This is a genomic window from Roseateles sp., assembly GCF_039929605.1.
Lineage (GTDB): Bacteria > Pseudomonadota > Gammaproteobacteria > Burkholderiales > Burkholderiaceae_C > Pelomonas.
In genome coordinates, this window is the sequence record NZ_JBDSQX010000056.1 from 1 (window position 1) to 24,855 (window position 24,855).

Consider the following 24,855-nt stretch of genomic DNA (forward strand, 5'->3'; position numbering starts at 1 on the left):
TCGCGAGGGAGAACGCCGGCCACGCCTTCGTCCCGCGCTGACGCGCCAGTGGTAAGAATCCGTTCGATCTCGCTCATGGCTTCGGCGAGGCCCAACGTGAAAGCTCAGCGGGCGGCGAAGCCGTCCGATGGAGCGAAGGGTTGAACAGAAGCCATCACCATGGCGGAGCAAGCTCCCACGAACGCAGCGGGTGTTCTGCCGGGAGCTCCGACACAGGGACGTGGCCTACGTGCCTCGGAGGAAACGACAGGGCTCGGCGAGCGATCTCTTCATCGGTCGTGCCAATTTCAGCATCGAGCACCGCCGCCAATGCCGCGCTTGGGTCGGGCGTGTTCAGGCAGAACGTGAGCAACATGCGTTCCGATTCTTGATCACCGTGACCAGGCGCTGACATGTCCTGCAGTAACTGAACGAGCTGTGCCCTATCAAGCCTCGGAATAATCGTCGTCATGCTGCTGTTCAACTACTAGTTTATGCAGCACGCCCTGCCGGATAACTCCGGCGGGTGCTGCATAACCACGGGCGCGCTTGCGCGTGCAAGTCTTTGACTTGACTGCTATTGCGACCTCTTGACTGTTGTTTCATACAGTACTAAATTCGTGTGTAAAGCGGCGTCGACGCCGGCACTGTGCCAGCCCGATCTGCAACGCACAAGCAGAGCAAATGCTTGATGAGAATTCCCGCTGCTGAGAGGTAGGTGTGGCATGTCGCCGACGCTCCTGGATCCGACGATGCCGCGCGGCGCTTTGCGGCCCGCTGTGCCCAACACGTTGCCAGCGCTGCAAGCGCCTCGGCTGCTCGATCAGGTGCGCGAGCGCGTTCGCTACCTGCATTACAGCCGGCGCACCGAGCAGGCCTACGTGTACTGGTGCAAAGCCTTCATCCGCTTCCATCAGCTGCGCCACCCTCGCGACATGGGTGCCGCCGAGGTAGAGACGTTTCTGACTTGGCTGGCCGATGAACGTCAATTGGCCAGCTCGACTCACAAGCAGGCACTGTCAGCGCTCGTGTTTTTGTACACCAAGGTGCTTCAAGTGGGCTTGGCATGGGTCGATCAGTTGGAGCGGCCCCGCGTGCGGCGACGTTTGCCGGTGGTGCTGAGCCGGGATGAGGTGACGAGTATTTTTTTGGGAATGCAGGGCGAGCATGCGCTGCTGGCAAGGCTTCTGTACGGCACGGGCCTGCGGATCAGCGAGGCCTTGCAGTTGCGCGTCAAGGACGTCGACTTCTCGCACCAGGCCTTGATCGTGCGCGAGGGCAAGGGCGGCAAAGATCGCGTGTTGATGTTGCCGCAGAGCTTGGCGCAGCCGCTGCGCGATCAGCTGGGCCAGGCGAGACTGTTGTGGGCTGAAGATGCTGCCCAGCAACGTGGCGGTGTTGAATTGCCGTATGCACTGGAGCGAAAGTACCCCCGCGCCAGCACATCCTGGGCGTGGTTCTGGGTGTTTCCGCAGGCAACCCACTCCACCGACCCACGCAGCGGTGTCGTCCGGCGCCATCATTTGTACGACCAGACGTTCCAGCGGGCCTTCAAACGTGCGGTGCAGGCGGCTGGCATCGCCAAGCCGGCGACCCCGCACACGCTGCGCCACTATTCCGAGTCCAGGAATATGCCGAGACAGCCGTGTCGCCGGAGTCGCACGGCGGACGGCAAGACGGGAAGAACACTCGGCATATTTTCTCCTGCCACGTTTTGTGGTGTGACTGGAGATGATCGTGACTCAGACATTCGAGGCTCAGCGGCCAGCAGCGGCAGAGGGTGCGTTCCTGGCGTTGGTTCCCCTGCTTTCCGAGCAGATGCGATCTCATGGCTACGCGCCTGCCTCGTTGAGCGGCGCAACACGATTGGCGCAAGACTTCGCGAGCTGGCTTGACCAGCGCGAGATCTGTGTTCTAGGCGTCGAGGCCGGGCTCGTTGATGAGTATCTCGAGGATCGATGGGTGCATCGACGGCGCAGGCGTGGCGATCGCTTCACGCTGCGCGAGTTCGTCAGGCTTGTCTCGGTCGATGGCACCGCCGTAGCCCGGCAGTCGACTGCGACGGCGCCAAGACTTCACGTCCGTCAGAAGTTCGAACACTACCTGCTGTGTGAGCGTGGGCTGGCCACCGCGTCGATTCGCCTGTACGGCGACCCGGTTGGACGCTTTCTCGAGCATGTATTCGGCGACGGCGAAGTTCGGCTCGACGAGATCACCGCTGCAGACGTCATCCGCTTCGTACAGCTCGATGCGGCGCGCCTGCAGCACTCGAAGCGGGCCAAGGTCATGACCTGCGCGTTGCGCTCGTTTCTGCAGTACGGCCGCTACCTTGGTGACATCCACGCCGACCTGCATGCCAGCGTGCCGACGGTGGCGAACTGGTCGATGGCTGGGATTCCCAGGTCGATATCGGCTTGCCAAGTTCACAGCCTGCTGGCCCAGTGCGAGCGGCGAACCGCCACCGGCCGCCGAGACTACGCCGTGCTGCTGTTGCTCGCACGGCTAGGACTTCGTGCGGGAGAAGTGGTCGAACTCACACTGGACGACCTCGACTGGGACGCGGGTGCCATTCACATTCGTGGCCCGGCCCAACGCTGTGACCGGCTGCCGATGCCGGCCGATGTCGGTGCGGCCTTGGTGGACTACCTGCGCCACGGGCGCCCCGCGTGCCACGTGCGCAATGTCTTCATCCGATCGCGCGCACCGCAACGAGGATTGCGCGGACCCAGCGCGGTCAGTTGCATCGTGTTCCGGGCCCTGCGGCGCGCAGGTATCGAGTCGCCCTGCAAGGGAGCACACCTGTTGCGTCACTCGCTGGCCACTCAGATGCTCGGCAACGGAGCGTCCCTGAACGAGATCGGCGAGATCCTTCGTCATCGCAATCCCCAGACCACGACGATATACGCCAAGGTCGACCTTGCCTCGCTGCATGCCTTGGCCCTTGCGTGGCCGGGAGGTGCGCAATGAAGTCGCTGACCAAGGCAATCAAGGACTACCTCGCTTTGCGCAGAAGCCTGGGCTTCAAGCTTCATAGCGCGGGCGCTGCGTTGATGAACTTCGCATCGTTCATGGAGCGGCAGCAGGCCCAGAGCATCACAACGCGACTGGCCTTGGACTGGGCCCAGCAGCCGCCCGATGCGCAGCCGGCACATTGGGCCCAGCGTTTGAGTTTCGTGCGCGGTTTTGCGCGCCATCACCTCGCAACCGATCCCAGCACCGAAGTCCCGCCAGCGGGACTGTTGCCGTATCGGCCAGCACGTGCCCGTCCGTACCTCTATTCGCACGACGAGGTTGCGCGCCTGCTCAAGCAAGCCCTGCAATTGCCTGGTGGCGTCTCGGGTCTGCGGCCTTGGACCTACCACGCGCTTTTAGGCCTGTTGAGCGTGACGGGGCTGCGCGTGGGCGAAGCCTTGCGGCTCAGGTTCGACGACGTCGACCTCGACGCCCGTGTACTCACCGTGCGCGGCACCAAGTTCGGTAAGTCGCGGTTGGTACCGATCCATGCTTCGACCCGTGATGTCTTGGCCGACTATTTGGCGCGCCGGACCAAGCATCTGTGTGGCCGCGGTGCTGTTCACTTCTTCGTCACCCGCACAGGCCACGCGCTCGACGGCGCCGACGTAAGACGTACCTTCTACAGCTTGTCGCGACAAGTCGGGCTGCGCGGACAGGAAGACAGCCACGGACCGCGGCTGCACGACTTTCGCCACCGATTTGCCGTCGAGACGCTGATGGGCTGGTACCGATCTGGCGAGGACGCTGAGCGGCGCCTTCCGGTGCTGTCGACCTTTCTCGGGCACGTGCATGTCAGTGACACCTACTGGTACCTCAGCGCGCACCCACAACTCATGGCACTGGCGATGGCCCGCGTGGAGCGCCACTGGGAGGATCGGTCATGACCGCGCCCGGCTTTCCCGTGCTGCTGCAAGGCTTCTTCACCCAGCGGCTGATGCAGCAGCGTCAGTGCAGTCCCCACACGATTGCTTCGTACCGAGACTGCTTTCGGCAACTGTTGCGCTTCGCACAGCAGCGGTTCGGCGTTGCGCCCCAGCGCCTGAAGTTCGAACAGATCGACGCACCGCTGATCGCCGCGTTCCTGGAGGACTTGCAGCAAAGCCGAGGTATCGGCGCTGGCAGTCGCAATCTGCGGCTGACTGCCATTCGCTCGTTCTTTCGCTATGCGTCCTTCGAACTGCCGGACTGCGCGGCACAGATTCAGCGGGTCTTGGCCATGCCCAGCAAGCGCTGCAGCCGGGCACAGATCGGCTTTCTCACGCGCGAGGAGATCGATGCCTTGCTTCGTGCACCGGACTTGCGCACCCTGGCAGGCCGGCGCGATCACGCACTCATGCTCGTGGCCGTGCAGACCGGCTTGCGCCTGTCGGAGATCACTGGGCTTTGTCGCCGTGACGTTTGTCTGGGCACTGGGGCGCACGTCCGTGTTCTCGGCAAGGGCCGCAAGGAACGCTCTACGCCGCTGACCAGGACCACCACCGATGTCTTGCGCGCCTGGCTGCGCGAGATCGCCGACGGTGATGACGCGATCGTCTTCCCCAGCGCGCGCGGGAATCGTCTGAGCGCAGACGGCGTGCAGTACCTGCTGGCCAAGCACGTCGATCGAGCACGCGAGAGTTGCTTGTCCCTGCGAGACAAGCACGTGACGCCGCACGTGCTGCGCCACACGATGGCCATGGAACTGCTGCAGGCGGGTGCCGACCGCAGCGTGATTGCGCTGTGGCTAGGCCACGAGTCGATCGCGACAACGCAGATCTATCTCGATGCGAATCTCGACATCAAACAGGCAGCTCTCGACAAGGTCGAGCCAATCAAGGGTCGAGTCACTCGCTTCCGGCCCGACAACCAATTGCTGGCCTTCCTCAAGGACCTGTGAGGTACGCGAATATGCCGAGTTCAATCTGCGCGAGAAGCCCGCCATGCATCCCGATGCCTGCGCCTTCCTCACGCTACTCGGCATATTCCTGGACTCGGAATAGTGGCGACTATGCCGATAGCGGCATAGGCGCCACTGTTTCGCCACCCACCTCTTGCAGGACGGCTACGACATACGCACGGTGCAGGATCTTCTCGGCCATGCGGATGTGGCCACCACGATGATCTATACCCATGTGCTCAAGATCGGCGGTGGTGCGGTGCGCAGCCCGTTGGACAAGCTGAGTCCTGCGTAGTCCTGGGTGGCACGCTTGCCATGAGCTAGCGTCTATCGATATCGTCGCAGCTGGGGTGTCTTAGCGACTTGGGGAAGTCAAAGTACTGAACCTGCCATAGCCATAGCCATGGGACTGTCCTGCCGCCGTTACTACCTCGACCGGGAAGATCGTGTGACTCGCATGAAGAGCACGACCTTCGAGGCGCTGGTAAGCAATCCACAGATTCACAGGATGCCGCCGCTGGCCGGCCAGCGCGTGCGCATGGCGGAGTTGCTGGTCGAGGTCAGCGGCCACACGGTGCTGCGGATCGTGCGGAGGGTGTACTTCGTGTTGACCTTCGATCAGGACGGCCGCGTCGATACCGAAAGGTTCCAGCGTCAACAATGGGCGCTTGCTGGCATCGCAATCGACGGTGTCTTTGCGCAGGCGCGAGATTCAGCGGATGTCCTCGACGCGACGGATCGTTTTGTCGCCCAAGGCGGGCGCTGGCGGCCATCACCTGCGGTAGCTCAGCGGATTGATGAGATGTGTTTTGCCTGACGGCAATGAGGCCAGCGCCGTCGGCGACAGGGAAGCACAAACCGGACATTCACGAGCACCCGCTTTGGGCACGAAGCCGTCAACCGACTAGGCGGAGGCTGTGACCGCTGGCCGGGAGCGCCTGTTCACCGGCACGCCAGGGGGCTGACGATGGCACGGAGGTGATTCGTCAGCTGTCGCAGCAATGCACGCCCTCGTGCCGAAATGGCCATCCGGTGGGACTCGGTTCAGTTTCAGTTTGCTCCGAAATCTCCGAGGCTGGGACTCGATGCCGAAATAGACGGCCAACCGCGCCGCCGCCAAGCTCGTCGATCAGTCGGTCGACCTGTCTGTGGGCCGCGACCGCTGCGTCAGCAGGCGCTTGCGCACCGCATGGATGTTGTTGCGCAGCGCGTAAAGCTCTTCGGCATAGGACAGCGGCACCGCAATGCCGTGTGTGACACGGTCCAGCTCGTCCAACTCGTCGAGCAAAGCGCCGCGCTCGCCAGTGCCGGTTTCCAGCTTGGCTTCCACCTCGCGCAGCCGCGCATACCAGCGGAACACGCGCGAGCGCACGCGGAAGGTGTAGAGCGGCGGCACGACGCGCGACAGCGGCAGCATCAGCACCAGCAGGCCGCCGAGCACCAGCCACATGCGTTCCAGCAGATTGCCGGCCCAGAAGGGCAGGTAGCGCGCCCAGGCCGGCGGCGTGCCGTTGATCGCGCGGTCGCCCTCGGCACTGACAGGCAGCTCGCTGGTGCGCGTGTTGGGGAAGTCGCGCGCGCCATTGAACCAGCCGGCCTCGCCGTGCAGGCCCAGCGCCGCCTGCGCGAACAGCTGGCGCAGCGCAGGGTGCGTGCGCTCGCGCGCCAGCAGTGCGGTGGTGGTGGCCAGCAGCGGCACATCGTGCGGCGGCAAATCGGCCGCCATGTCCACCACACCGCGCGGCAGCGTCACTGTGGACAGGAACGGTAGATGCCGCGAATAGGCCTCGTTCTGCTCGAAGGCCATCAGCGCAATGGCTGGGTCGCGCAGCAGCGCGCGGATCACGTCGTCCTGCGGCGCCGAGATCAGCACCGCAGCGTCCAGCCTGCCCTGGCGCAGCGCCGCGCCGGCAGCGTCGGGCGCCAGATTGGACAGCTGCAGATCGATCGGCTTCAGCTGGTTCAGCGCCAGCAGCTTCTCGACAATCTGCGGCACACCGCTGCCGTCCTGATCCACGTTGACGCGCAGGCCGCGCAGCTGGGTCAGGCGCTGCAGTTCGCCGCCGGGCTGGCGGCGCGCGACGGCAAGATCGCGGCGATAGAAGATCCAGATCGGCTCGTAGAACAGGCTGCCCAGCGAGGTGATGCCGGCCTCGGTATCGGCCGCCGTATCGGCCATGCCGCCGCGTACGAAGCCCACATCGGCTGTGCCGGCGCGCAGATGGGCCAGATCGTCCTGCGCGCCTTCGCTGGCGATCAGCTCCACCTGGATGCGCTCGCGCGCCAGCGCCTTCGCGTAGCCCTCGCCGAAGCCGGCGTAGGCACTGCCGACCGGGCCAGTGGCCAGCCTCACCTGGTGCGGTGGCTGCGGATCCAGCCACCAGTAGGCCGCGACCAGCAGGCCTCCGCCGAGCAGCAGCAGCGGCCCCATCGAGACCATCATGTCGCGCAGCGTCTGCAGCAGTAGGCGCAGGCTGAGGGTGGCTCGCCATTGCTGAATCGGGGTCATGGATTGCAGTCTTGAGCTGGTAGGGTCTGGGCCGGCGTGTTGCTGAGTCGCGGGCACTCCTGACCAACGGGTGCTGGATGTCAGTGGCGCGGGAGGGACCGCCGTGTGACCGAAACCGCGAACTCAGTGGCCTGACACCACCAGCAGCAATCGCTACAAGCCCTTCGGCGGCTCGCGACCGCTCACTCGGTGGCGGACGCTGCCGACGCCTTTCTGGCCTTTCGTGCGGGCGCCTTCTTCGTTGCAGCGCGGGTCTTGGCAGCCACCTTGGGCGCTGCTGCGGACTTGCGCTTGGCCTTGACGGCCGGATTGGCGCCTGCGGCGCCAATCAAGAAGTCCTGGATAGCCTTGCCTGCTTCCAGCGCCTGACGAAGCCAGTCCGGACGCTTGCCCATGCCGCCCCAGGTATTGCCAGCGCCGTCAGCGTACTTGGCTGCTCGCACCTGCGGTGCCTTGCTGGCCGGCTTGGCCGCGACCCTGCCAGGCTTCTGAACTTCGCCGAAGAGTTGCTCAGCAGTCAGGCTGTACTTCGCGATGTCTTTCCTGATCCGGCCGAGGACTTCGGACTGAATAGATGCTGCCTCTTTCTGCAAGCGTTCGATTTGGGACAGGATGGACGAGAGAGATTTGGCCATTGAATGGGTCCTGTGCAGTTCGGATTTGCGAGACAACCCCGCGCAGTGGGCGAACTCTAATTCATGGCCTTAGTTGGCTAATTCGAGATCGGCGTAGGACTTGTCAGAAGCAGCGTTGGAGAGGATTCCTGCTACCTGCTTCGGTCCACATCAGAACGTCCAGGTTGCATTTCCGGGACTGCTCGCCGCAGCGGAGTTTCGATGCCGCGCTGAAGGTCCGAACGCTGATGTCGTACGCGTTCCTGCACGAACGGCCCACCGTGAACGAATGATCTCAGCTGCTTGGCCAGCAGTCGATCCTCTGCGACCTCCGATGCTGCAAGCGCCTTGAGGATGTGCGCCCAGCTGACCATGGCTTCTGCCCGACTGCTCTGCGCTTGAGGGCCGGTCTTCGTGGCTGCGTGCGTCACGTTCAGTCGGCCGTCTTGCTTGGCCTTCACGCGCCACAGTGGCTCGAAGTTGCGGCTCTCGCCGCGGGATGCCTGGCGCGTCGCCTCCGCTTCGATGCCCCAGCCGCGGAGCTTTTCGGCGAAGGTCTCTCGCCAGCGATGCAGGTCAGTCTTGCGCGGGTTCAAGCGCTTGCCGGAGGCGCCTTCGGCCCTCACGCTCAGGTGGACGTGGGGATTGGCCTGGTGCTCGTGCAGGACCATGACGTAGCGGTGGCCAGCCAGCTCCACCTTCGCGAATTCACGCGCCGCCTTCTGAAGCAGGCGTGCATCCGTGCCGGCCGGCATCGACAGCATGATGTTGAAGGCCTCGCGCCGGTGGCCTTCTTCCGGGATCAATGACCCGCCAAACCGCCATTGATCGGCCAGGGCATGCAGGGCCTCCTTGCCGGTGCGGACCACTTCCCGGTCGTCTTCGATGTTGAGCCGGCCGTTCTTGCTGATGTAGCGGAAGTGCGCCGCGATGGCGGCCATGCCCCGCCCGCCGCCGGTGACCTTGACCATCACCTGCGGCACCCGACGCACGACGGCCTCGATGCGCTTGCGGATGACGGCGGCCTTGCGCCGGGTCAGCGCGTCAAGCCGGGGCGTCGGCGCCGTCTTGACGATGCGATTGGATGGATAGAACAGCCGCTCGCCCCACTGCACCAGAATCCCATCGACGTGTTGGGCGCTGGTCATGGGCGCGGCCTCCTTGCTGGTCGCAGCTCGGCGATCAGCGTGGCGGCCGAGGCGAGGTGCTTGCGTACATCGTCGACCAGATCCCTCAGACCGGCACGGTATCGCTCCAGCTCGGCCGATGGGACATGACCGAGCAAGCGCAGGAAGGCGTTCAGGTCCACGGAGATCGCCGCGAGGCGGTCCGTCGAGACGATCAACGCTTGCACCGCTGCCGCATAGTCCGACGGCAGCGGCGCGGGCGGGATGCCATCGAGCAGCGCGGCGACGTAGTTGCCCTGTGCGACATCCGCTGCACGCGCACGGGCCGCCAGCAATGCGGCCTGGGCCGGCGGCAGGCGCAGCGTCACTTTGACCGCCGGCCCAGCAGTAACCGGGCGCTGCTGGCCCGCTGCGACTTCGTCGGAAGGCGCCTCCTCGCCGAGCATGCGAACGACGGCGCTCCGAACGAGCGCCGCTGGCGTGGTCTGGCTCTGCAGCGCTCGCGCCCGCAACCGGGATCCGAGGCCGCGAAGATCCACCGTGAGCCTGTCCCGGCCTTCCGGACGGTCTCCTGGGCCGACAGCTACCTGGGTACTGGAACTCTCGTGCGCAGCACAGACACCAAGCAGTTCAAACTGCCAGTGCTGAGATTCGGTCTGCGGCACAGCCATGGCGCATGGTGTGGCACACGGCAGCAAGGTCGCAGACCAAGGTGTCGCAAAGTTTCTCGGCAGGCTCGCGCTCAGAAACGCTCAGGATGTCCTGACCGTTCTCGTGCGATCCCGCCTGCGGTCACGCTTCGTATCAACTGCGTCGCTTAGGAACGACGCACACATCGGCGCGGAAGCGAGGCCAGTTCAAGCTGCCCGGGCGCTGCCGGACGACGTGACCACGCAGCTTGCCTGCTACCAGCCTTCCATCCCAGTGGCGATGTGCAGCGTGGCCCTGGCGATGTGCTTCTCCACCGTGCTGACGGTGAGGCCGTGCTGGCGCGCGATCTCTTGATAGGTCATTCCGTCGACCCGATGCGCGAGGAAGATGTTTCGCGTCTTGGCGTTCAGGCGGCCCAGGCAGATGCTCAGGCGGGCCGTCCGCTCCTTCGCCAGCACGATGGCTTCGGTGCCGGGTGCAAGGTCGAGCAGGACGACATCGTCGACCAGGACTTCTTCGCCATGGGCGACCTTCGTTCGATGGGCGTCGATGGACAGGTTAAGTGCGGTGCGCATCAGGAACGCCTCGGGCTGCTGCACGGCCTGCTCTTGTTCGTAGCAGGCCAGTCGCACCCAGGCTTCCTGCACCAGATCATCGGCGTCGGGTGCGCTGCGGCCACGGCGCATCAAGGCGCTGCGCACGCGAGCGAGGGTGTCTCGCCAATTCTTGACGAGGAGCCCGGTCATGTCCCGTAGAGACGCCGGTCGGCGCGCTCAAGGGCCTGCGCGAGGAAAGCAGCCGCCGCAGCATCGTCGGCAAAGGGCCCTCGGCGCTTGATGGTGCGGGTGATGCCGATCTGCAGGCGCTGCGCGGTCGCGGCGGCCGAACGGAGCGCCGCGCGGCGCCGCGGTCCGAAACTGCCTGCGGCTGAGACGCTCGTGCTGTTCAGCTCGCTGACCGACGACCAGCAGACTGCGTCGGGGAACGTCGTTGAACAATCCATGCCAGCATCCGCAGAGATCGCCGTCAACTGCTCGATCCCGCGCTGGTGGAGGTCGTGGGCGACGTCCACTGACGCAGCCCCTGCCGGCCATGCGCCGAGAACTTCGTACTGACCTGGCTTGAAGAGGCCGAGCGCCCAGCGCCAAGACATGTCCCGGACCTCGGCTCCGTCGCGGACGGGCAGGCGCAAGGTCTTGAACTCGGCGAGGACGTACCTGCAGCAGAGTGGTTTGCTGAGCCAAACTTTTGCCATCGCATCACCCTCCTCAAGGCGATCACTCGGATGTTTCCGAGGGGGTCGCCAGGTCATAGCTACGTAACTCGTAGTAGTCGGATTCTACGGAAGCTACGACTCTCGTAGCAACATGCCGGAGGCGGGAATTGCTGCAGGGGAAGTTTGGCCAAAGCGCTTGAAGGAGGCGAGGGTTGCCCTCGGGCTGAGCCAGAAGCAACTGGGCATTGAGTCTGGGCTGGACGAGTTCGTCGCCTCTACCCGAATCAACCGCTACGAACTTGGCGTGCACGCTCCTGATTTTCAGATGTCGATGCGGCTGGCCCGTGTTCTGCAAGTTCCCGTTGCCTATCTCTACTGCGACAGCGACGACATGGCGCAGCTGATCTTGGCGTTCCATCGAGCGTCAAAGGCCGCCCGAAAGCATGCGATGGCCGCCTTGCAAGGCCCCGTATAACCAAGAGGCCTGCTGCAACGCGGATCGCAGCTGCTGGGGCCATATGCGGCCCGGCCAGGCCTGTGCCTCACAGGGCGAGCGATGAGCGCTCGGTGAGAGCCCCCGGCGCCTAGAAATCCCAACTGAAGGTCGTGCCGCTGTTTTTGTGGGTGACGATAACCCGTACCCGAGTGGCGCGACAGATCCACTCCTGCAAGTCGTAGGGCGGCTGCGTATGGAGGGCTCTCGGGCTTAGGACCGCCGCGCAGTGGGTGCCAGGACACCTCACCGACTCATACCGGATCCAGTCGATTCCATGGATCCGGGCCTCTGCTGCAACGGCGTGGGTGCTGCCGTAATCGGCACCGTCAACCCATTGCGGACGGCCGTCCACCCAGGGGGGTGCCGTCAGATTCAGAGCCAGGCCGTCGACATGGGTCTGAAAAAACGTGTGCAGGGTCAGCAGGCCATCTTCGTCTTTGGCCAAGCCTGCCGAATCGAGGATAAAGCGATGGCGCCAGTACGCCAGTTCCGCGCAAACGGCTTCGACCGAAGACGCGCCGTACCAGATGCCCGCCTCGTTTGGACGCCGAAACCTCGACGCGTACGGGGACGTGTACCTGAAAGGCGTGAAGAGGAGGTAGTGCAGCCCTTCGCAACCCTCGGGCAGCGGAGGCTTCGAGGTCTCCAGCATCTCCTCCAAGGCCTCGTGCTCGGCGCCGGAATCGACAAGTCGCCATGTGGCCACCTGGGCCTGGCTCTCCACGCCCCGCCAAGCTGGCATCTCGGCCCGGGTGCAGTCTTGGAACCAGGCCGCATCCCAGGTGAACGCCGTCTGGGCGCGATCTGATGCCATCAGATGGGCGCTCGCATGCCGTCCAGGTACGCCAGCGTGCGACCAAGGCCCTCTGGCATGAGGATCAAGCTCGCCGGTACCCCGTTCAATGCGGAGTTGTGCGAGGTCATCCAGGTACGGCGCTTCACATCGTCACCGCCGACCAACGCATCAAGCGAACGGTACACGCGTACCAGCATCAGGCTGAGTTGACCTTCCTTGGAACCTGGCTCGATGCCGCGCTCACCACGAAGAATTCTCGACACCGTCGGCTCGCTGAAGCCGACAGTCAACGCGAGTGTGCGACCGCTCATGCCCAGGCCCTCAGCGGCGCGTTGAGCAGCTTTGGCCAAGACAAACGTCCTGTCGACTTCCATCACGGGACTGACTTGCATCGCTCTCTCCTGCCGCTATCACTAATTTCTCAAGAAATATTAGCATCAAATAACGCAATTATTATGTTCCGACAGCAAGGCTCATAGCTTTCTCGCACGTGCCGATGGTCCACATCGCCGAACGGGTCGCTAGAGCACAAGCTTCGCCAGGGCCTCTGCCGCGTGATCCGCACGCAGGTGCCCATAGTGTTTCTCGATCATCTCCACGCTCGTGCCGCTCAGCTGAGCAACGCTCAGCAAGTCGAGCCCACCGACGACGAGATCAGTGATGGTCGAATGCCGCAACGTGTAAAGCACGGTGCCCGGTGGAAGCGCTGCAGCGATCGCGGCTGACCTCATCGGCTTCTTCCACGCGTCCTTCGTCCAAACTCTGCCGCTGAATTGTGCGAACAGCGGCGCCGCAGGCAGCTTGTCCTTCGCCAGCTTCGAAAAAGTGGCGGCGGTGAACGTCGGCAACTTGATCCGTCGTTCTTGCCCCGCTTTGTCCTTTCCGATCCTCAGCACACCGTTCTTCCTGTCGAAGTCGCCAGCCGTCAACGCGGCGAGGGCGCCGGGGCGCAGAGGCAGATACGTCATCCCCGTCAAGAACGGGGCGAAGTCAGCTTCGGCGCTGCCGAGCAGTCGACGACGCTGCTCGCGGTCGAGATACACGGTGCGTCGTCCGTCGGCCCCTTTGGTCGGGCGCAGCGCCACCCGCCAAGCCATGTCTGTGGTGACATCGCCCATGTCGTGGGCATAGTTCAGCGCGGCACGCAGCGCTGCGCAGTCACGGTTGACGGAGGACGCTGCTCGCACGCGCGTCCTTGGCTCCTTGGCGTGTGGATCGATCAACACCGGCGTCGCCGCCAACTCGGCTCGCCAGGCCTCGACTTGACGCCGTGTGAGCTTGGTGACGAGAACCCGTCCAATGGGCGCGTCATCCACCCACCGGGCGAAGCGGGCGGTCAGGTCGTCAGCGGTGCCGTCTCCCTTGCCGGCCGTTGACCGTACGTGCTTGACGTAGTTCTCACAAACGGATCGCAGCGTGGGAACGACGGACGCCCCACCGCGCCCCAGGTGCGTGAACCACTGCTCTGCTTCCTTCTTCGCCGCGTCGTAACGGTGGGCCGCCGGCAGCAAGGAAAAGTCGCCCAGACTGACCTTCGCGCGCGCACCCGTCTCCGCATTCCTGTACCTGGCGTACCAGGATCCGATGGAGGCGTCCGTGAGCTTGCGATAGCCGAGCGTGCACCCACCGGAAAGCTTCACCCAGTACGGCTCCGAGCGCGGCTTTGCCCGAGCGCGCGAGTCAACGGTATCGATCTTTGAACCCATCTTTTGCCCCGTCTGCAGGGCTCCAATTGTGGGCCAAAGTGGGCCAAAAGTGGGCCAAACCGCCTTGAATCTCTTGGGACGTTATGGGCCGTTTTCATAGGAGAAACAGAAAAACAAGAAGCGCGAATCTCTCCCAGTACCCTGCCCTCCGAAGGCAGGGGTTGTTGGTTCGATCCCAACCGGGCGCACCAAGGCTGCAAGGCCGCTGCGGGGAATCCGCATGACAGGTCGGCCATAAGACGGCGTTATTGCCAGCTTATGCCTTACCGCAAGTCTCGCCAGCTTTTGGCTGAACCTGGGGCTGAAGGGCGCACCTCCCTCTGAAAACGACGAACGGCTGATGGATCGCTCCAACAGCCGTTTTTTGTTTGTGCCAAAGCCGCCCGAGGCGGCCGGTCCTACCGGTAGTCCAGCAGCAGCATTGCTTGGGTCTCGCCGAACGTAGCGCGGACTCTCCGGGCCGCTGCTTCGATCTTGCTCAGGAACGCGTCGCTCATCCGTACAGCGGAAGTCGGATGTCGCACCGAGCGGTCACCCAGCCCGATGCGGATCAGCGCCAGCACCGTCCACTCGACGGTACTGGGATAGAAGTACGCGCCTTTGCCTTTGGCGTTGCGAGGAGTCAGTCGACGGCCGTCGCGCAGAAGCTTGATCGCTACTCCCTCGGCCTTGGCGATGGCGGCATCCTGGCGGGCGGTATCCGAAGCCGCTTTCCGATTTCGGGTTGCCATTCGGACTTCGGCATAGAGATCGGCATGCTGCGCCAGGGTAGCGATGTCCACGCGCAGACGCTCTGCCACCGAGGTCACCGAGTCGCCCGTCTCGACGGCGGCCTTCAGCGCGGTCCTGATCGCTTCGTGGTTCGCCGGTCGCACGACACGCCGGATCCGCTTCGGCGCCACTGGCGTGCCGAACGAATCAGTCTTCTCAATTCGCCCCTGCAAAAGCGCAGCCAACTCCAGCCCTTCAGTTCCGCAGATGTCCAGAATCTGGTCGAAGGTCAGCCGCGCGCCGGGCTGGTTGATCCACCGCGACAGCACCGAGATGGTTGCACCCGAACGAAGTGCAAGGCTTGTCAGCGAGCCAGGCTCTGCGCAGTACTCCTTGATGCGCTGCGGCAATTGCGCTGGGTCGGAGGCTTCGATGGCGGGAAAGGCGGTGATCATTCGCCGGCACTGTTCCGCCCGCCAGACCTCGTCGGCGCTGGCGATCGGAGCTTTAGCAGTGTTGCAGCGATGCCCGATCGACCCGCAGTCGCTGCATACCCCCGCGAGCTTCACCCGTAGAAACTGGCGCTTCGTGGTATCGGGTGGTCGACCACAGACCGGTGTCACCAGCGCGCAGCGATGGGTCGGGCAGCAAGCCACGCACTTCATGCGCCAAAGCAACCGGCCGTATGGGAGGCGCCCTTGCGCTTCGTCGTCGCCCAGGCATTGGTGACAGACTCGATCCTGGTCCGTCGTCATGTCCCCGTAGACGTGCGCGGCCAGTGGCACCATTGTCGCGAGCTGAAGACCGGTCTGGCCTGTCGCACTGGACAGGATGGTTGACCATCTCTCGGCGACGTGACCGGAGCCAATCATTTCCTTTCCAGCGTTCTTGTCCCAGCCCCAGCCCAGGCGCGTCCCATCGAAGCGCGATAGCTTGGCCAGCACCTCAGGCAGCACCAGGTCTATGACCTTCTTCGGCGTGAGCCGATGGTCATGGGAAAGGCTAAGGAAGTGACTGAAGAGAGACTCGATGTCGCCCGTGCCTTCACCCATGGGGCGCCGGCCGTACATCGGTGTTGGCGCCGGGAATTCGGGGCGCAGCAGAAAGAACAGTTCGTCAGCCACGGCCCGCCCCCTTCAGCCTGGTAAACAGCGCCGTCATGACCTCCTCGGAGCCAAAGTCTGCCTCGCCATAGCAGGCGCCGATGAGGTCCTGCTCCCCTGCCAGCGTCTCTGCTTCGATCTTCTGCAGCTGCTTCGGGGGCTTGACCGCGCGCTGCAGGTCTTTCGCCTCGAATTTCTCGCCCTTGCGCTTCATCTGCAAGGAAGCCAGTTGCAGGAGTTGCGACTTCAGAAGCCCGACAGACCCGAGCGATGCGTTCATCAAAGCGTCCCAGATCGCCTCAAGATGAGGCACCTCCGCGCAGGGCCACTGAGATTGCAGCTTGACGACTGCCTCCTTGAAGCTGGTTTGCTCGTCTGTTAGCTTCTGGGGATTCGAATTCTGCCGAATCGCATAGCGTCGGTAGTGCAGGATTGCGCTGCGCCGTGCGAGCTGCCCGTACTCGATCATCAGCGGCGCGATTTGGTATGTGCCGATCAACACCAACTTGGTCTGATGAATGTCGGCCAGGCTCTTGAGCGTGTCCATGATCGCAGCGTTCTGATCAAAACGAAGCAGATGCAGCGCCTCGTCGATCACGATCACACGAACATTGCGCTTCCGAATCACGGCCTCCAGCATCTCACGCATGTGAGCAAGGCTCGCGCGTTCGCCGCGGACGGCGTGGATCTCGCCCTCGCTCACCTGCGTCTGCCGCTGTAGGTCGATATGCTTTTCTCCGGCGGCCGTCTGAATTCGCCGGTAGAGCGTTTTCCAGGACATCGACTTGTCCCCGTTGGCAGGCGCACTGACGTAGATGATCGGCACCTCGTGAGGCTGCCGTTGCGAGGTGAACCGGTCCACGAGTTTGGTCAGGATGTTGGTGGCCAGCGTTGTCTTGCCGATGCCTGTCGGTCCGATGATTGCGATGATCTTGGTGTCGTTGTTCGGGTCCAGCAGTTCATCCAGGTCTCGCGCCACACGAGACAGTTCGGAGTGATTCACCTGACGCAGGTAGAACCAGCGCATGCGTTGTTCTGGGCAGAGTTGCAGTACTTGATTCCTGGTCATGGTGGCGAGCGTCGCGTCGTCGAGGGCCACTGCCGCGTTCTTGTCAGCGCCGTCGGCGTCGGATTGGTTTTCGGTGTTCATGGGATTCCTTTGATGTGGCGTCACTGCAGGTTGCAGAGTGCGCCTAGCCTGTCTTCGAAGTCGTCGTCGTTTGCAGGCGGTTCAGAGTTGAGAGGCGCAGAGGCCTGCGGAAGTTGAGGGCGCACCCCGTCCAGTGCGGTTGGTTGGGGCGCGGGCCGCGCCCCCGGCGCAGCATTGGCCAGCGGGGTAGGCGCGTCATTTGCTGCAGCCTCGTCCAACAGGCCTGCCGGCACAGGAAACGCAGTGGCCATCCCCAGGCTTTCGTTGAGCGCGCGGATCGCAGCCTGCTGCGCCGCGACCGCCGGATCGAAGTCCTCGGGGCGCAGCGGGCGCATCTGGTGCTTCAACGAAGCTGAGCTGACACCGTCGCGCTTCGCATTCAGTTGCTTGATGCGCTGTTCTTCCCGGCGCGCGATCTCCACCTCACGGTAGGTGCGCTTCCCGAGCCACCGGCTACTGGTGCCGACCGCCGCAACCCAGCGGTCGCCGACGTTGACGTACACGACGCTTGCGTTGAACGGTTCGACGCGAACCTCAACCGAGGCGTTGCGCTTGACGCGGTCGAGCGCCTCGTGGCGGTAGTAGATGCCGTTGACATTGACGCCGCGACCACGAATGACCTTGCGCTGGGGCCGCTTGGCGTGAGGGCAGGTCATCAGCATCATGTTCTCGTCGAGCTTGAACATCCGGAACTCCCGTTGACCGGTGGCCCTGCGGCTGGCCGCCTCGAAGTCGTCCGGGGACTGGCCGTGTGCGGGATGCACCCGCTGGGCACGCACCTCGAACAGGTATTGCTCGACTGCCTTGTAGGCGCTGTACAGATCCCACCTCACATGGCGCCACGGGTCGACGCTCTTGGTGACCTGGCGAGTGTTCTCCTTCATGATCCGAGTGTTGCCCTCCATCTCGGATAGCACCTCGGTTTCGACAGCGCCCAGCAGGCGTTCGATCATCGCCGCGCCCCGAGGCTCGCCCGGCGACCGAAATCGGATCTCGATGCCAAACATGCGGCAGAAGAATTCCAGCTCGTGGCTGTGAAATTCCTTGCCGTTGTCGACGATGAGGGTTCGGGGGAGCCGGTGGTGGCGCCTTACGTAGTCTCTCAGCACGAGCAGCACGGTCTTTGCCGACGGCGGGTCGAAGCTCATCACCAGTGCACGTGCGTGTGCGGTGTGCCCATCGACACCGATCGTCAGGGTCGGCTTCGTCGTGAATTCCAGTCCTGTCGTCGACTTGAGGACGAGGTTGGCTACCGTGTGGTCAATCTCACAAACGTCGTGAGGGTGCGTGCCATGGGTGGGATACCGGTTGTCCAGCCTCGGCACGATCGTCCGCCGTTGGTACGCCGCCCGTCGCCCTTCGCGCTTCACCACGTCATAGTGGTCGGTGCAGTAGCGGCAAAAGGTCTGATACGACACCGGCTGCACTGGCGCACCTGACTCTTCTCGCTTCGGCCCCGCCACGGCGGCCACACTCGCGTCGTCCAAGCCCTCGCACAGGCCACGGTACTTCGCATAAGCGCCCGACTTGCGCTGTTGCGTTGGCGTGTTGTAGCCCTCTTCGATGGCCTTCTCGATAAGGTTTAGGTTGACCTTTGAGATGCGCTCCGAGCGGTTGCCTTTTTCCGCCTCTTTGTCGACCAACGCGATGAGTTGGTCTAGTAGCGTTGCGGCGCCTGCGATTCGGGACCTAAATCGTGCAAGGCTGCGCTTGGAGTATTTTGCGGTGCTGCCGCTGTTCACCGCTTCCAGTCTCTCCCGCGCCATTTCGAGCTTGGCACTGGGAATGCTGGCGAGGTCTTTGGGGTCGGTGCTCAGGCGGACGGCTTCGCCGGCCGCGTGCCCCTGCTCGTAGAGAAGCTCGATCTCCCGGCGCGACTTGAATTGCTGTTGCCCGAATTGGTCGACAAGGCACACGTCTCCCTCGCCTTCGAGCAGCACTGTGTACTCACAGCCGTAGATCGAGATGGGCGAACCGGAGCGAAGGAAGAGAGAGCCAGGAATCGGCGGCGGCGGCTCAAAGGCTTTGCCTGCGACGGCGCGGTAGACCTTGCACGTCTCTTCGTCGGCATACAGGCCGACATCGTCGATCGCGGCCAAGTTGTCCGATTCCAGATCGACGTACACATGCCGTTCGACGATGGCCTTGAAGATGTGGTCCGCCGAGACGCCGCTGCCCAAGAGTTCGAGCATGGGCACGAAGCGGCGCGCCACCACAGGCTTCTGGACGGCTTCGATCTCGGCCTCGGTCAGTGCCGGGCACGACGAGTGCGAGTAGTCCTCCAGGAAGCGCATGTTGCCGACGAGGACGGCCGGTAGGTCCGAGTTGGCCTTCAGTTCGTACTCGATGCCGATCCTTTTGAAATGCTCCTCGGCCGCGCGGAAGTGCCACACCCCGTCGAGGTCGCGGTAGAACTGGTAGGGGTTCGCCTTGTTCGCCTCCAGCAACGCCTCCGTGGCGCGGGTCTCGATCACGAGGACTTTGTCTTCCCGCACCACCAGAAAGTCGGGCGTGTACATCCGTGTCGTCGTACGCTTACCTTGCTCATCCAGGTAGTCGAGCGAGACCTGTGGCGGCTGGGCGAAGAAGGCGATGACCTTCGTGTCGCGGTCCAGCAGCACCGCCATGACGTGCTCACCGCGCCGGCTCTCCAGCTTCAGCGTGGCCTGGGTCTTGTGGCTGTAGAAGGTGAACGTGTTGTTGCCGTAGCGCCCCTGTACGTCTCTGGACGGGCCGTTTGCCATGCACGCTTCAACGTATTCCCTGGCCGGCTGGGGAAGCCGCACGTCGAACATCGCCTTGTCCAGCCGGTTGCGCATTGACGGGCAGGGTGTCCAGCGGTTGATGGAGCGCGGGTTCATTTGACACCTCGCTGATCGCCGGTGCTCTTCTCTTGGCCACGCTCGATGAGCAGCGACAACTTGTTCAACGCGCTCGGTTCACCAGCGGGCCCGTGACGGAATCGGGAGATGCTTGCCGCCGAGGCCTTGTCGAACTTTCCGGACTTCATTGCGGCGACCCTTTCGCGCGCCGGCGCCGACATCGCGGGCGAGACCTCGGCATTCAGGCATCTGCTGTGTGTGTCAGCCAGAGCAGGGAACCCTTTGGCCGGTTCGTCGGCAGGCCCCATGTGACCGTCGTTCGCGGCTAGGGCAGTGTTCGGTATGACGCAAAGCGAACTGGCGCCCGGGCGCTCCATTCGGTGCTCGGGCCTTGGCCGTGAGGAGGTGAGATGTTGGGTACGGTTCATTGAAATCTCCAAGTTGATGGTGAAGTCCTGCAGCGCATCTGCGTGTCAGCAACTTCGGTAAATCTTTTGCGACATAAATACATCTCATGCGCAATACAAACTACGCGTGAAATAGTTCTCGCTATCCTGCTGGGATGCAAACAAGTCCTGCGGACAGGCAGCCTCTGCCTGAGCGATCCACCGGGAAGGAACCAGAGCCCTTTGCCGGGGAGGCAAAGAACATCCTTCGAGCGGCTATGCATCGCCACGCGTTTAGCTACAAGGATTTGGCTGACGCATTGAACGCATCAGCCGAGGGCCCAACCGAGTCGGTTCAGGCCCTCATCAACAAGGTCAACCGGGGTCGGTTTTCCTTTGCGTTCTTCCTTCGCGCTTGTCGCGCGATGGGTGCGCAGACGATCGATGTGTCCGCCGTCGCGTCAAAGCCTCAGTCCGAGCTGATCCGCACACGCCACGCGTCTGGGTCAAATTTGAAGCGGTAGTTTTCATTCTTCTACGCGTTCGGCTGGTGTTTCTAGAGAGACCTCGAATAACTTGCCTGTCTCTATCGGCTTTCGGAGAAACCTGCAGTCTGCGTTTTGGTAATTGGCGTTGGTGTTGGCGTGTCGGTGAGGCAACTCTATACACCGATATGAACGATTGCAAATCAGTTTCAGTTCATGCAGATTCGGCTCGCCAGCCGCATCGTTACCGCGAAACGATTAACAGCGGCTGCGTTACTAAACGAGTTCCGAGGAAGTTGCTGCTTCCCAAAAACCCGTCACGATTTGAATAGTTGACATAGACATCTCACAAGCGAGTTATCGTTACCGAGTAACGAGCCTGTGGGCAATTAGTTATCAACAACTCGTCACCGGGTAACGAGCTAACAGCCGTTGTTGATAAGCAAATAGCCACGTACCTCTTATGGTTAATCGGTGAGGGTTTGAGGTGCGATTGGTCGAACAAACCGCATCCTGTGCCAGCTGGAACCCTGGGAGGCGGTTACGAACCCGAGCATCAGATGAGCGACCGTGGGTACCGAGAGAAGGTGGCTCCGGCGATCTGGCAGATACCGGCGGCTGCACGCCTCGTTGAGCGATCAATCCGTGAACATCTCGGAGAAAGTTGTGCGGCGGCTCATGAAGCAGGAGTGCCTTGTCACCGACCGCCGTAATAGAGCCACCGATGTTCGGCATATTGGAGCCAGTAACAGGTGGGTAAAACGGGCGTCCCGAGGGGTTACGCTGGGGTGGATTTTGAAGGCTTTTGAGGGACCGGTCTGGCGGCCTGCGCGATCTGTTTTGGCGCCCGGTACGACTGCCCGTCCAGCACCAGGCAGGAGGCGTTGTGGCGCAGCCGGTCCAGGCTCGCGCTGGCCAGCAGCCGGTTGGCGGGGAAGGCCTGGTCCCACTCGGTGAAGTCCAGGTTGCTGGTCACGATGGTGGCGGCCTGCTCGTAGCGCTCGGCGATCAGGTCGTGAAGGTCTTCGTCGGCGGGCGCGCGCAGCGGCTTCAGGCCGAAGTCGTCAATGATGAGCAGCGGCACGCGCGCCAGCGTGGCCAGCTTACGTTCATAACCGCCTGTGGCGCGGGCGGCGTTCAGGCTCTGCGTCAGGCTTGCACAGGTCGTGAAGACCACGTCCACGCCCTGGCGCACCGCGCAGTGGCCCAGCGCCTGCGCCAGGTGGCTCTTGCCCGTGCCGCAAGGCCCGACGATCAGCACCGGCGCCTTCTCCTGCAGGTAACGCCCGGTGGCCAGGTCGTGCACGAGCGCGCGGTTGAGCTGCGGCAGCCGCTCGAAGTCGAACTGCTCGAGCGTCTTGGTCGTTCTGAACTGCGCCCGGCGCAGCCGGGTGCTGAACTTCTTCTGCTCGCGCCGGGCGACTTCGTCGCTGATGAGCAGGGCCAGGAAGTCGGTGTAGGCCAGCTTGGCCTCGATGGCCTGGCGGTTGCGGGCTTCGAGCGAGTCGAAGATGCCAGACAGGCGCAGCTGCTTCGTAAGCGGCCAGCCATCCCATCTTGAACAACGTAGCCTGCTGCGGGATGGTGTCCACCTAACTTCTGAGGTGGGCACCTATGCAAACGAAGGGCGCGCCGCGACGGCGCCATAGCGACGAACTCAAGGCGCAGGTACTGGCGGCATGCGCTCTGCCCGGTGCATCGGTTGCGGCCGTCGCGCAGTCGCACGGGCTGAACGCGAACCTCGTCCACAAGTGGCGCCGCGGTCCGGCGCTGGCGCCACAGCCGGCGGTCGCCGCAGCGGCCTCAGTAGCTGCAGTGCGGGCCACGATCACAACCGATCCGGGTCTTGTCGGCTTCGTGCCGCTGCAACTTCCCGCACGGACCCCGGCTGCGCCCGCAGCGGACATCCGCATCGAGTTGCGCCGGGGAGCCACGTCGGTCACCGTGACCTGGCCGACCCATGCGGCGGCCGAGTGTGCGAGCTGGATGCGTGAGCTGCTGCAATGATCCGCGTCGACGCGATGTGGCTGGCCGCAGAGCCGGTGGACATGCGCGCAGGTACTGACCGCCTGATGGCGCGCGTCGTCGAAGTCTTCGGCGCCGCCCGGGCGCACCACGGCTACCTCTTCGCCAACGCCCGCGGCACGCGCATGAAGCTGTTGGTACACGACGGCTTCGGGGTCTGGTGCGCTGCGCGGCGCCTGAACCAGGGCCGCTTCCTCTGGCCCGACGGCACGGCATCGCCGCCTCAGCTCACACCGGCGCAGTTCGATGCGCTGGTCCTGGGCCTGCCGTGGCAGCGCCTGACGCACATGCAGAGCATCACACGCGTGTGATTCCCGGGACCTTGCGCGTGTGATTCCCGAGACCTTGCGCGTGTGATTCCCGAGACCTTGCGCGAGTGACTCCCGAGCCCGTGCACGCAGCCGTGTATGGCTTGCGGCGGAGCAATTCGAGGATGCCCCGATGACGGCCGCCACGAGGCTTCCGACAATGCGAGCATGCTCGATGTGAACGCGCTCCAAGCCACGGACCTCCAGGGTCTGAGCCAAGGCGCCGTCACCGAGATCGCGACTGCGCTGCTGGCTCGGGTGGCCGCCCAGCAAGCCGCCATCCTCGCCAAGGACGAGCACATCGCCCGGCGCGAGCGTGAGCTCAAGTTCAAGGACGCCAAGATCGAGCGCATCACGTTCGAGCTGGCCCGGCTGCGGGGCTGGAAGTACGGCGCCAAGACCGAAGCGATGACGGCCGAGCAGCGCAAGCTGTTCGAGGACGCCCTGGCCGAGGACGAGGCCGACCTGCAGGCCCAGCTCGATGCGCTGCAAGGCGATGCACAAGCAGACGACCAGGCAGACAGCCCAGCAGACACGGCGCAAGGCAGGCCCAAGCGCCAGCCGCGCCGCCAAGCCCTGCCCGAGCACCTGCGCCGCGTTGAGCATCACCACGAGCCCGAGAACACCGACTGCCCCACGCCCGAGTGCGGCCAGCCGATGGCGCGCATCGGAGAAGACGTGAGCGAGCGGCTGGACGTCGTGCCGGCCGAGTTCTTCGTGCACCGCCACATCCGCGGCAAGTGGGTGTGCAAGTGCTGCAATCAACAGGGTGAAGGTCGACTGGTCCAGGCGCCTGTTGCGCCGCAGATCATCGACAAGGGGCTGCCGACGGCCGGCCTGGTGGCGCACACGCTGGTGGCGCACTTCGTGGACCACCTGCCGTACTACCGGCTCGAGCAGGTCAACGCACGCTCAGGCGTGCACACGCCGCGCTCGACGCTGGCGTCGTGGGCCGGGGCCGGGGGTGCCAGCCTGAAGCCGCTGTTCGAAGCGCACCGCGCCTTCGTGCTGGGGGCCAAGGTGCTGCACGCCGACGAGACGCCCGTAAGGATGCTCGACCCCGGCGCGGGCAAGACGGCCAAGGCCTATGTGTGGGCGTATGCGAGGGGCGAACACGACGGCACGCCGGGTGTCATCTACGACTTCTGCACCGGCCGGGGCTCGAAGTACCCGGCGGCCTTCCTCAGCGCATGGGAGGGCACGCTCAGCTGCGACGACTACGGCGGCTATGACGTCATCTTCAAACGCCAGGGTTGCATCGAGGCGGGATGTCTTGCGCACGCGCGGCGCAAGTTCGCCGATCTGGCCAAGGCCAACGCCAGCCCGGTGGCCACACAGGCCCTGCTGCGCATCGCCAGGGTCTACCAAGTCGAGAGCCAGGCGCGCGCGATGGCGGCGGGCGACAGGCTGGCGCATCGACAGCGGCACGCTCGGCCGCTGTGGGCCGAGCTGCATGCGTGGATGACGCTGGAGAGGAAACGCGTGCCTGACGGCGGCGGCATCGCCGCAGCGCTGGACTACAGCCTCAAGCGCTGGTCAGCGTTGGGCCGCTTCCTGGACGACGGCGCGGTGAGCGTGGACAACAACCACATCGAGAACCTCATGCGGCCGTGGGCGATGGGACGCAAGGCGTGGCTCTTCGCGGGCAGCGAACTGGCAGGCCAGCGCGCGGCGATGGTGATGAGCTTGGTGCAGTCGGCCCGCCTGCACGGGCATGACCCGTGGGTCTATCTCAAAGACGTGCTCGAGCGGCTCCTGGCCCACCCGAACAACCGCATCGACGAGTTGTTGCCGCACCGCTGGAAGCCGGTTGCCTGACCGTCGAATCGACGGCGATTGCCGCCGTCAAGATGGGGTGGCTGGACGCTTACGCTGCTTCA

Annotated in this window: 23 protein-coding genes and 3 pseudogenes; 12 read left to right on the forward strand and 14 right to left on the reverse strand. The window is 63.9% G+C overall.

Annotated features, from left to right (window positions below; genetic code table 11):
• Window positions 1-731: 731 nt before the first annotated feature.
• From ABIS05_RS07940 to ABIS05_RS07965, 6 genes and pseudogenes are all read left to right on the forward strand, one after another.
• Window positions 732-1,592 (forward strand): annotated as a pseudogene (locus tag ABIS05_RS07940) (integron integrase); the annotation flags it as partial.
• Between the two features lie 253 nt (window positions 1,593-1,845).
• Complete coding sequence (locus ABIS05_RS07945) at window positions 1,846-2,946, forward strand: tyrosine-type recombinase/integrase (RefSeq protein ID WP_348010217.1); 1,101 nt, start codon at window positions 1,846-1,848, stop codon at window positions 2,944-2,946.
• The gene (locus tag ABIS05_RS07950; RefSeq protein WP_348010218.1) at window positions 2,943-3,878 is read left to right on the forward strand and encodes a tyrosine-type recombinase/integrase; all 936 of its coding nucleotides are present in this window, start codon (window positions 2,943-2,945) and stop codon (window positions 3,876-3,878) included. Before ABIS05_RS07945 ends, ABIS05_RS07950 begins: the two co-directional genes overlap by 4 nt.
• A complete protein-coding gene (locus ABIS05_RS07955; protein WP_348010219.1) occupies window positions 3,875-4,870 on the forward strand; it encodes a site-specific integrase in 996 nt (331 codons plus the stop codon). Before ABIS05_RS07950 ends, ABIS05_RS07955 begins: the two co-directional genes overlap by 4 nt.
• Before the next feature lie 130 nt (window positions 4,871-5,000).
• Window positions 5,001-5,165: pseudogene (locus ABIS05_RS07960) on the forward strand (tyrosine-type recombinase/integrase); the annotation flags it as partial.
• A 162-nt stretch (window positions 5,166-5,327) separates the two neighbouring features.
• Complete coding sequence (locus tag ABIS05_RS07965) at window positions 5,328-5,687, forward strand: hypothetical protein (protein WP_348010220.1); 360 nt, start codon at window positions 5,328-5,330, stop codon at window positions 5,685-5,687.
• Between the two features lie 312 nt (window positions 5,688-5,999).
• Here ABIS05_RS07965 and ABIS05_RS07970 read toward each other — a convergent pair whose 3' ends face one another.
• The 6 genes from ABIS05_RS07970 to ABIS05_RS07995 form a co-directional block, all read right to left on the reverse strand.
• Window positions 6,000-7,379, reverse strand: a complete 1,380-nt coding sequence (locus tag ABIS05_RS07970; RefSeq protein WP_348010221.1) for a TAXI family TRAP transporter solute-binding subunit — start codon at window positions 7,377-7,379, stop codon at window positions 6,000-6,002.
• A gap of 182 nt (window positions 7,380-7,561) precedes the next feature.
• Window positions 7,562-8,050: an H-NS histone family protein gene (locus ABIS05_RS07975; RefSeq protein WP_348010222.1), complete on the reverse strand. Its 489-nt coding sequence runs from the start codon at window positions 8,048-8,050 to the stop codon at window positions 7,562-7,564.
• Between the two features lie 95 nt (window positions 8,051-8,145).
• Window positions 8,146-9,141 carry a relaxase/mobilization nuclease domain-containing protein gene (locus ABIS05_RS07980; RefSeq protein WP_348010223.1) on the reverse strand — a complete coding sequence of 332 codons (996 nt, stop codon included), beginning with the start codon at window positions 9,139-9,141 and terminating at the stop codon, window positions 8,146-8,148.
• Window positions 9,138-9,791, reverse strand: a complete 654-nt coding sequence (locus tag ABIS05_RS07985; RefSeq protein WP_348010224.1) for a hypothetical protein — start codon at window positions 9,789-9,791, stop codon at window positions 9,138-9,140. Before ABIS05_RS07985 ends, ABIS05_RS07980 begins: the two co-directional genes overlap by 4 nt.
• A gap of 234 nt (window positions 9,792-10,025) precedes the next feature.
• The gene (locus tag ABIS05_RS07990; RefSeq protein ID WP_348063239.1) at window positions 10,026-10,472 is read right to left on the reverse strand and encodes an RNA polymerase sigma factor; all 447 of its coding nucleotides are present in this window, start codon (window positions 10,470-10,472) and stop codon (window positions 10,026-10,028) included.
• A gap of 41 nt (window positions 10,473-10,513) precedes the next feature.
• Window positions 10,514-11,026: a hypothetical protein gene (locus tag ABIS05_RS07995; protein ID WP_348010226.1), complete on the reverse strand. Its 513-nt coding sequence runs from the start codon at window positions 11,024-11,026 to the stop codon at window positions 10,514-10,516.
• 112 nt (window positions 11,027-11,138) lie between these two features.
• Here ABIS05_RS07995 and ABIS05_RS08000 point away from each other — a divergent pair, with 112 nt between their 5' ends.
• Window positions 11,139-11,462 (forward strand): helix-turn-helix transcriptional regulator, encoded by a 324-nt coding sequence (locus tag ABIS05_RS08000; RefSeq protein ID WP_348010227.1) that lies wholly within the window; start codon window positions 11,139-11,141, stop codon window positions 11,460-11,462.
• A 109-nt stretch (window positions 11,463-11,571) separates the two neighbouring features.
• On the opposite strand, the gene ABIS05_RS08005 is transcribed toward ABIS05_RS08000, so the two are convergent.
• From ABIS05_RS08005 to ABIS05_RS08035, 7 genes are all read right to left on the reverse strand, one after another.
• Entirely contained in the window at window positions 11,572-12,297 is a 726-nt protein-coding gene (locus ABIS05_RS08005) for an RES family NAD+ phosphorylase (protein ID WP_348010228.1), read from the reverse strand.
• Entirely contained in the window at window positions 12,297-12,671 is a 375-nt protein-coding gene (locus ABIS05_RS08010; protein ID WP_348010229.1) for an antitoxin Xre/MbcA/ParS toxin-binding domain-containing protein, read from the reverse strand. Before ABIS05_RS08010 ends, ABIS05_RS08005 begins: the two co-directional genes overlap by 1 nt.
• Window positions 12,672-12,800: 129 nt before the next feature.
• Window positions 12,801-13,985, reverse strand: a complete 1,185-nt coding sequence (locus ABIS05_RS08015) for a tyrosine-type recombinase/integrase (protein WP_348010230.1) — start codon at window positions 13,983-13,985, stop codon at window positions 12,801-12,803.
• Window positions 13,986-14,383: 398 nt separating this feature from the next.
• The gene (locus ABIS05_RS08020; RefSeq protein ID WP_348010231.1) at window positions 14,384-15,820 is read right to left on the reverse strand and encodes a TniQ family protein; all 1,437 of its coding nucleotides are present in this window, start codon (window positions 15,818-15,820) and stop codon (window positions 14,384-14,386) included.
• Entirely contained in the window at window positions 15,813-16,949 is a 1,137-nt protein-coding gene (locus tag ABIS05_RS08025; RefSeq protein ID WP_348010232.1) for an ATP-binding protein, read from the reverse strand. Before ABIS05_RS08025 ends, ABIS05_RS08020 begins: the two co-directional genes overlap by 8 nt.
• 20 nt (window positions 16,950-16,969) lie before the next feature.
• Window positions 16,970-19,810 carry a Mu transposase C-terminal domain-containing protein gene (locus ABIS05_RS08030; RefSeq protein ID WP_348010233.1) on the reverse strand — a complete coding sequence of 947 codons (2,841 nt, stop codon included), beginning with the start codon at window positions 19,808-19,810 and terminating at the stop codon, window positions 16,970-16,972.
• A complete protein-coding gene (locus ABIS05_RS08035) occupies window positions 19,807-20,199 on the reverse strand; it encodes a hypothetical protein (protein WP_348010234.1) in 393 nt (130 codons plus the stop codon). Before ABIS05_RS08035 ends, ABIS05_RS08030 begins: the two co-directional genes overlap by 4 nt.
• A gap of 134 nt (window positions 20,200-20,333) precedes the next feature.
• On the opposite strand from ABIS05_RS08035, the gene ABIS05_RS28200 reads away from it, so the two are divergent.
• Both ABIS05_RS28200 and ABIS05_RS08040 read left to right on the forward strand, forming a co-directional pair.
• The gene (locus tag ABIS05_RS28200; RefSeq protein WP_407074840.1) at window positions 20,334-20,681 is read left to right on the forward strand and encodes a DUF6471 domain-containing protein; all 348 of its coding nucleotides are present in this window, start codon (window positions 20,334-20,336) and stop codon (window positions 20,679-20,681) included.
• A 570-nt stretch (window positions 20,682-21,251) separates the two neighbouring features.
• Window positions 21,252-21,341 (forward strand): annotated as a pseudogene (locus tag ABIS05_RS08040) (IS3 family transposase); the annotation flags it as partial.
• A 79-nt stretch (window positions 21,342-21,420) separates the two neighbouring features.
• Here the strand turns inward: ABIS05_RS08040 and istB are convergent.
• Window positions 21,421-22,170: an IS21-like element helper ATPase IstB gene (gene istB, locus ABIS05_RS08045; protein WP_348010242.1), complete on the reverse strand. Its 750-nt coding sequence runs from the start codon at window positions 22,168-22,170 to the stop codon at window positions 21,421-21,423.
• Window positions 22,171-22,256: 86 nt separating this feature from the next.
• Between istB and tnpA the strand changes: the two genes are divergently transcribed.
• From tnpA to tnpC, 3 genes are all read left to right on the forward strand, one after another.
• The gene (gene tnpA / locus ABIS05_RS08050; protein WP_348010235.1) at window positions 22,257-22,649 is read left to right on the forward strand and encodes an IS66-like element accessory protein TnpA; all 393 of its coding nucleotides are present in this window, start codon (window positions 22,257-22,259) and stop codon (window positions 22,647-22,649) included.
• Window positions 22,646-22,978, forward strand: a complete 333-nt coding sequence (gene tnpB / locus ABIS05_RS08055) for an IS66 family insertion sequence element accessory protein TnpB (protein WP_348010236.1) — start codon at window positions 22,646-22,648, stop codon at window positions 22,976-22,978. Before tnpA ends, tnpB begins: the two co-directional genes overlap by 4 nt.
• Before the next feature lie 165 nt (window positions 22,979-23,143).
• Complete coding sequence (gene tnpC, locus ABIS05_RS08060) at window positions 23,144-24,793, forward strand: IS66 family transposase (protein ID WP_348010237.1); 1,650 nt, start codon at window positions 23,144-23,146, stop codon at window positions 24,791-24,793.
• Window positions 24,794-24,855 lie beyond the last annotated feature (62 nt).

What these genes read in the sequence shown, in the direction of transcription:
- ABIS05_RS07980 (WP_348010223.1), bottom strand. Translation starts at nt 9,141, where the DNA reads ATGACCAGCGCCCAACACGTCGATGGGATTCTGGTGCAGTGGGGCGAG.
- ABIS05_RS07955 (WP_348010219.1), top strand. Translation starts at nt 3,875, where the DNA reads ATGACCGCGCCCGGCTTTCCCGTGCTGCTGCAAGGCTTCTTCACCCAG.
- ABIS05_RS08005 (WP_348010228.1), bottom strand. Translation starts at nt 12,297, where the DNA reads ATGGCATCAGATCGCGCCCAGACGGCGTTCACCTGGGATGCGGCCTGG.
- ABIS05_RS08030 (WP_348010233.1), bottom strand. Translation starts at nt 19,810, where the DNA reads ATGAACCCGCGCTCCATCAACCGCTGGACACCCTGCCCGTCAATGCGC.
- ABIS05_RS08000 (WP_348010227.1), top strand. Translation starts at nt 11,139, where the DNA reads ATGCCGGAGGCGGGAATTGCTGCAGGGGAAGTTTGGCCAAAGCGCTTG.
- ABIS05_RS28200 (WP_407074840.1), top strand. Translation starts at nt 20,334, where the DNA reads ATGCAAACAAGTCCTGCGGACAGGCAGCCTCTGCCTGAGCGATCCACC.
- tnpC (WP_348010237.1), top strand. Translation starts at nt 23,144, where the DNA reads ATGCTCGATGTGAACGCGCTCCAAGCCACGGACCTCCAGGGTCTGAGC.
- ABIS05_RS07995 (WP_348010226.1), bottom strand. Translation starts at nt 11,026, where the DNA reads ATGGCAAAAGTTTGGCTCAGCAAACCACTCTGCTGCAGGTACGTCCTC.
- tnpA (WP_348010235.1), top strand. Translation starts at nt 22,257, where the DNA reads ATGCAAACGAAGGGCGCGCCGCGACGGCGCCATAGCGACGAACTCAAG.
- ABIS05_RS07950 (WP_348010218.1), top strand. Translation starts at nt 2,943, where the DNA reads ATGAAGTCGCTGACCAAGGCAATCAAGGACTACCTCGCTTTGCGCAGA.
- ABIS05_RS08015 (WP_348010230.1), bottom strand. Translation starts at nt 13,985, where the DNA reads ATGGGTTCAAAGATCGATACCGTTGACTCGCGCGCTCGGGCAAAGCCG.
- ABIS05_RS08025 (WP_348010232.1), bottom strand. Translation starts at nt 16,949, where the DNA reads ATGAACACCGAAAACCAATCCGACGCCGACGGCGCTGACAAGAACGCG.
- ABIS05_RS08035 (WP_348010234.1), bottom strand. Translation starts at nt 20,199, where the DNA reads ATGAACCGTACCCAACATCTCACCTCCTCACGGCCAAGGCCCGAGCAC.
- ABIS05_RS07970 (WP_348010221.1), bottom strand. Translation starts at nt 7,379, where the DNA reads ATGACCCCGATTCAGCAATGGCGAGCCACCCTCAGCCTGCGCCTACTG.
- ABIS05_RS08010 (WP_348010229.1), bottom strand. Translation starts at nt 12,671, where the DNA reads ATGCAAGTCAGTCCCGTGATGGAAGTCGACAGGACGTTTGTCTTGGCC.
- ABIS05_RS07985 (WP_348010224.1), bottom strand. Translation starts at nt 9,791, where the DNA reads ATGGCTGTGCCGCAGACCGAATCTCAGCACTGGCAGTTTGAACTGCTT.
- tnpB (WP_348010236.1), top strand. Translation starts at nt 22,646, where the DNA reads ATGATCCGCGTCGACGCGATGTGGCTGGCCGCAGAGCCGGTGGACATG.
- ABIS05_RS07965 (WP_348010220.1), top strand. Translation starts at nt 5,328, where the DNA reads ATGAAGAGCACGACCTTCGAGGCGCTGGTAAGCAATCCACAGATTCAC.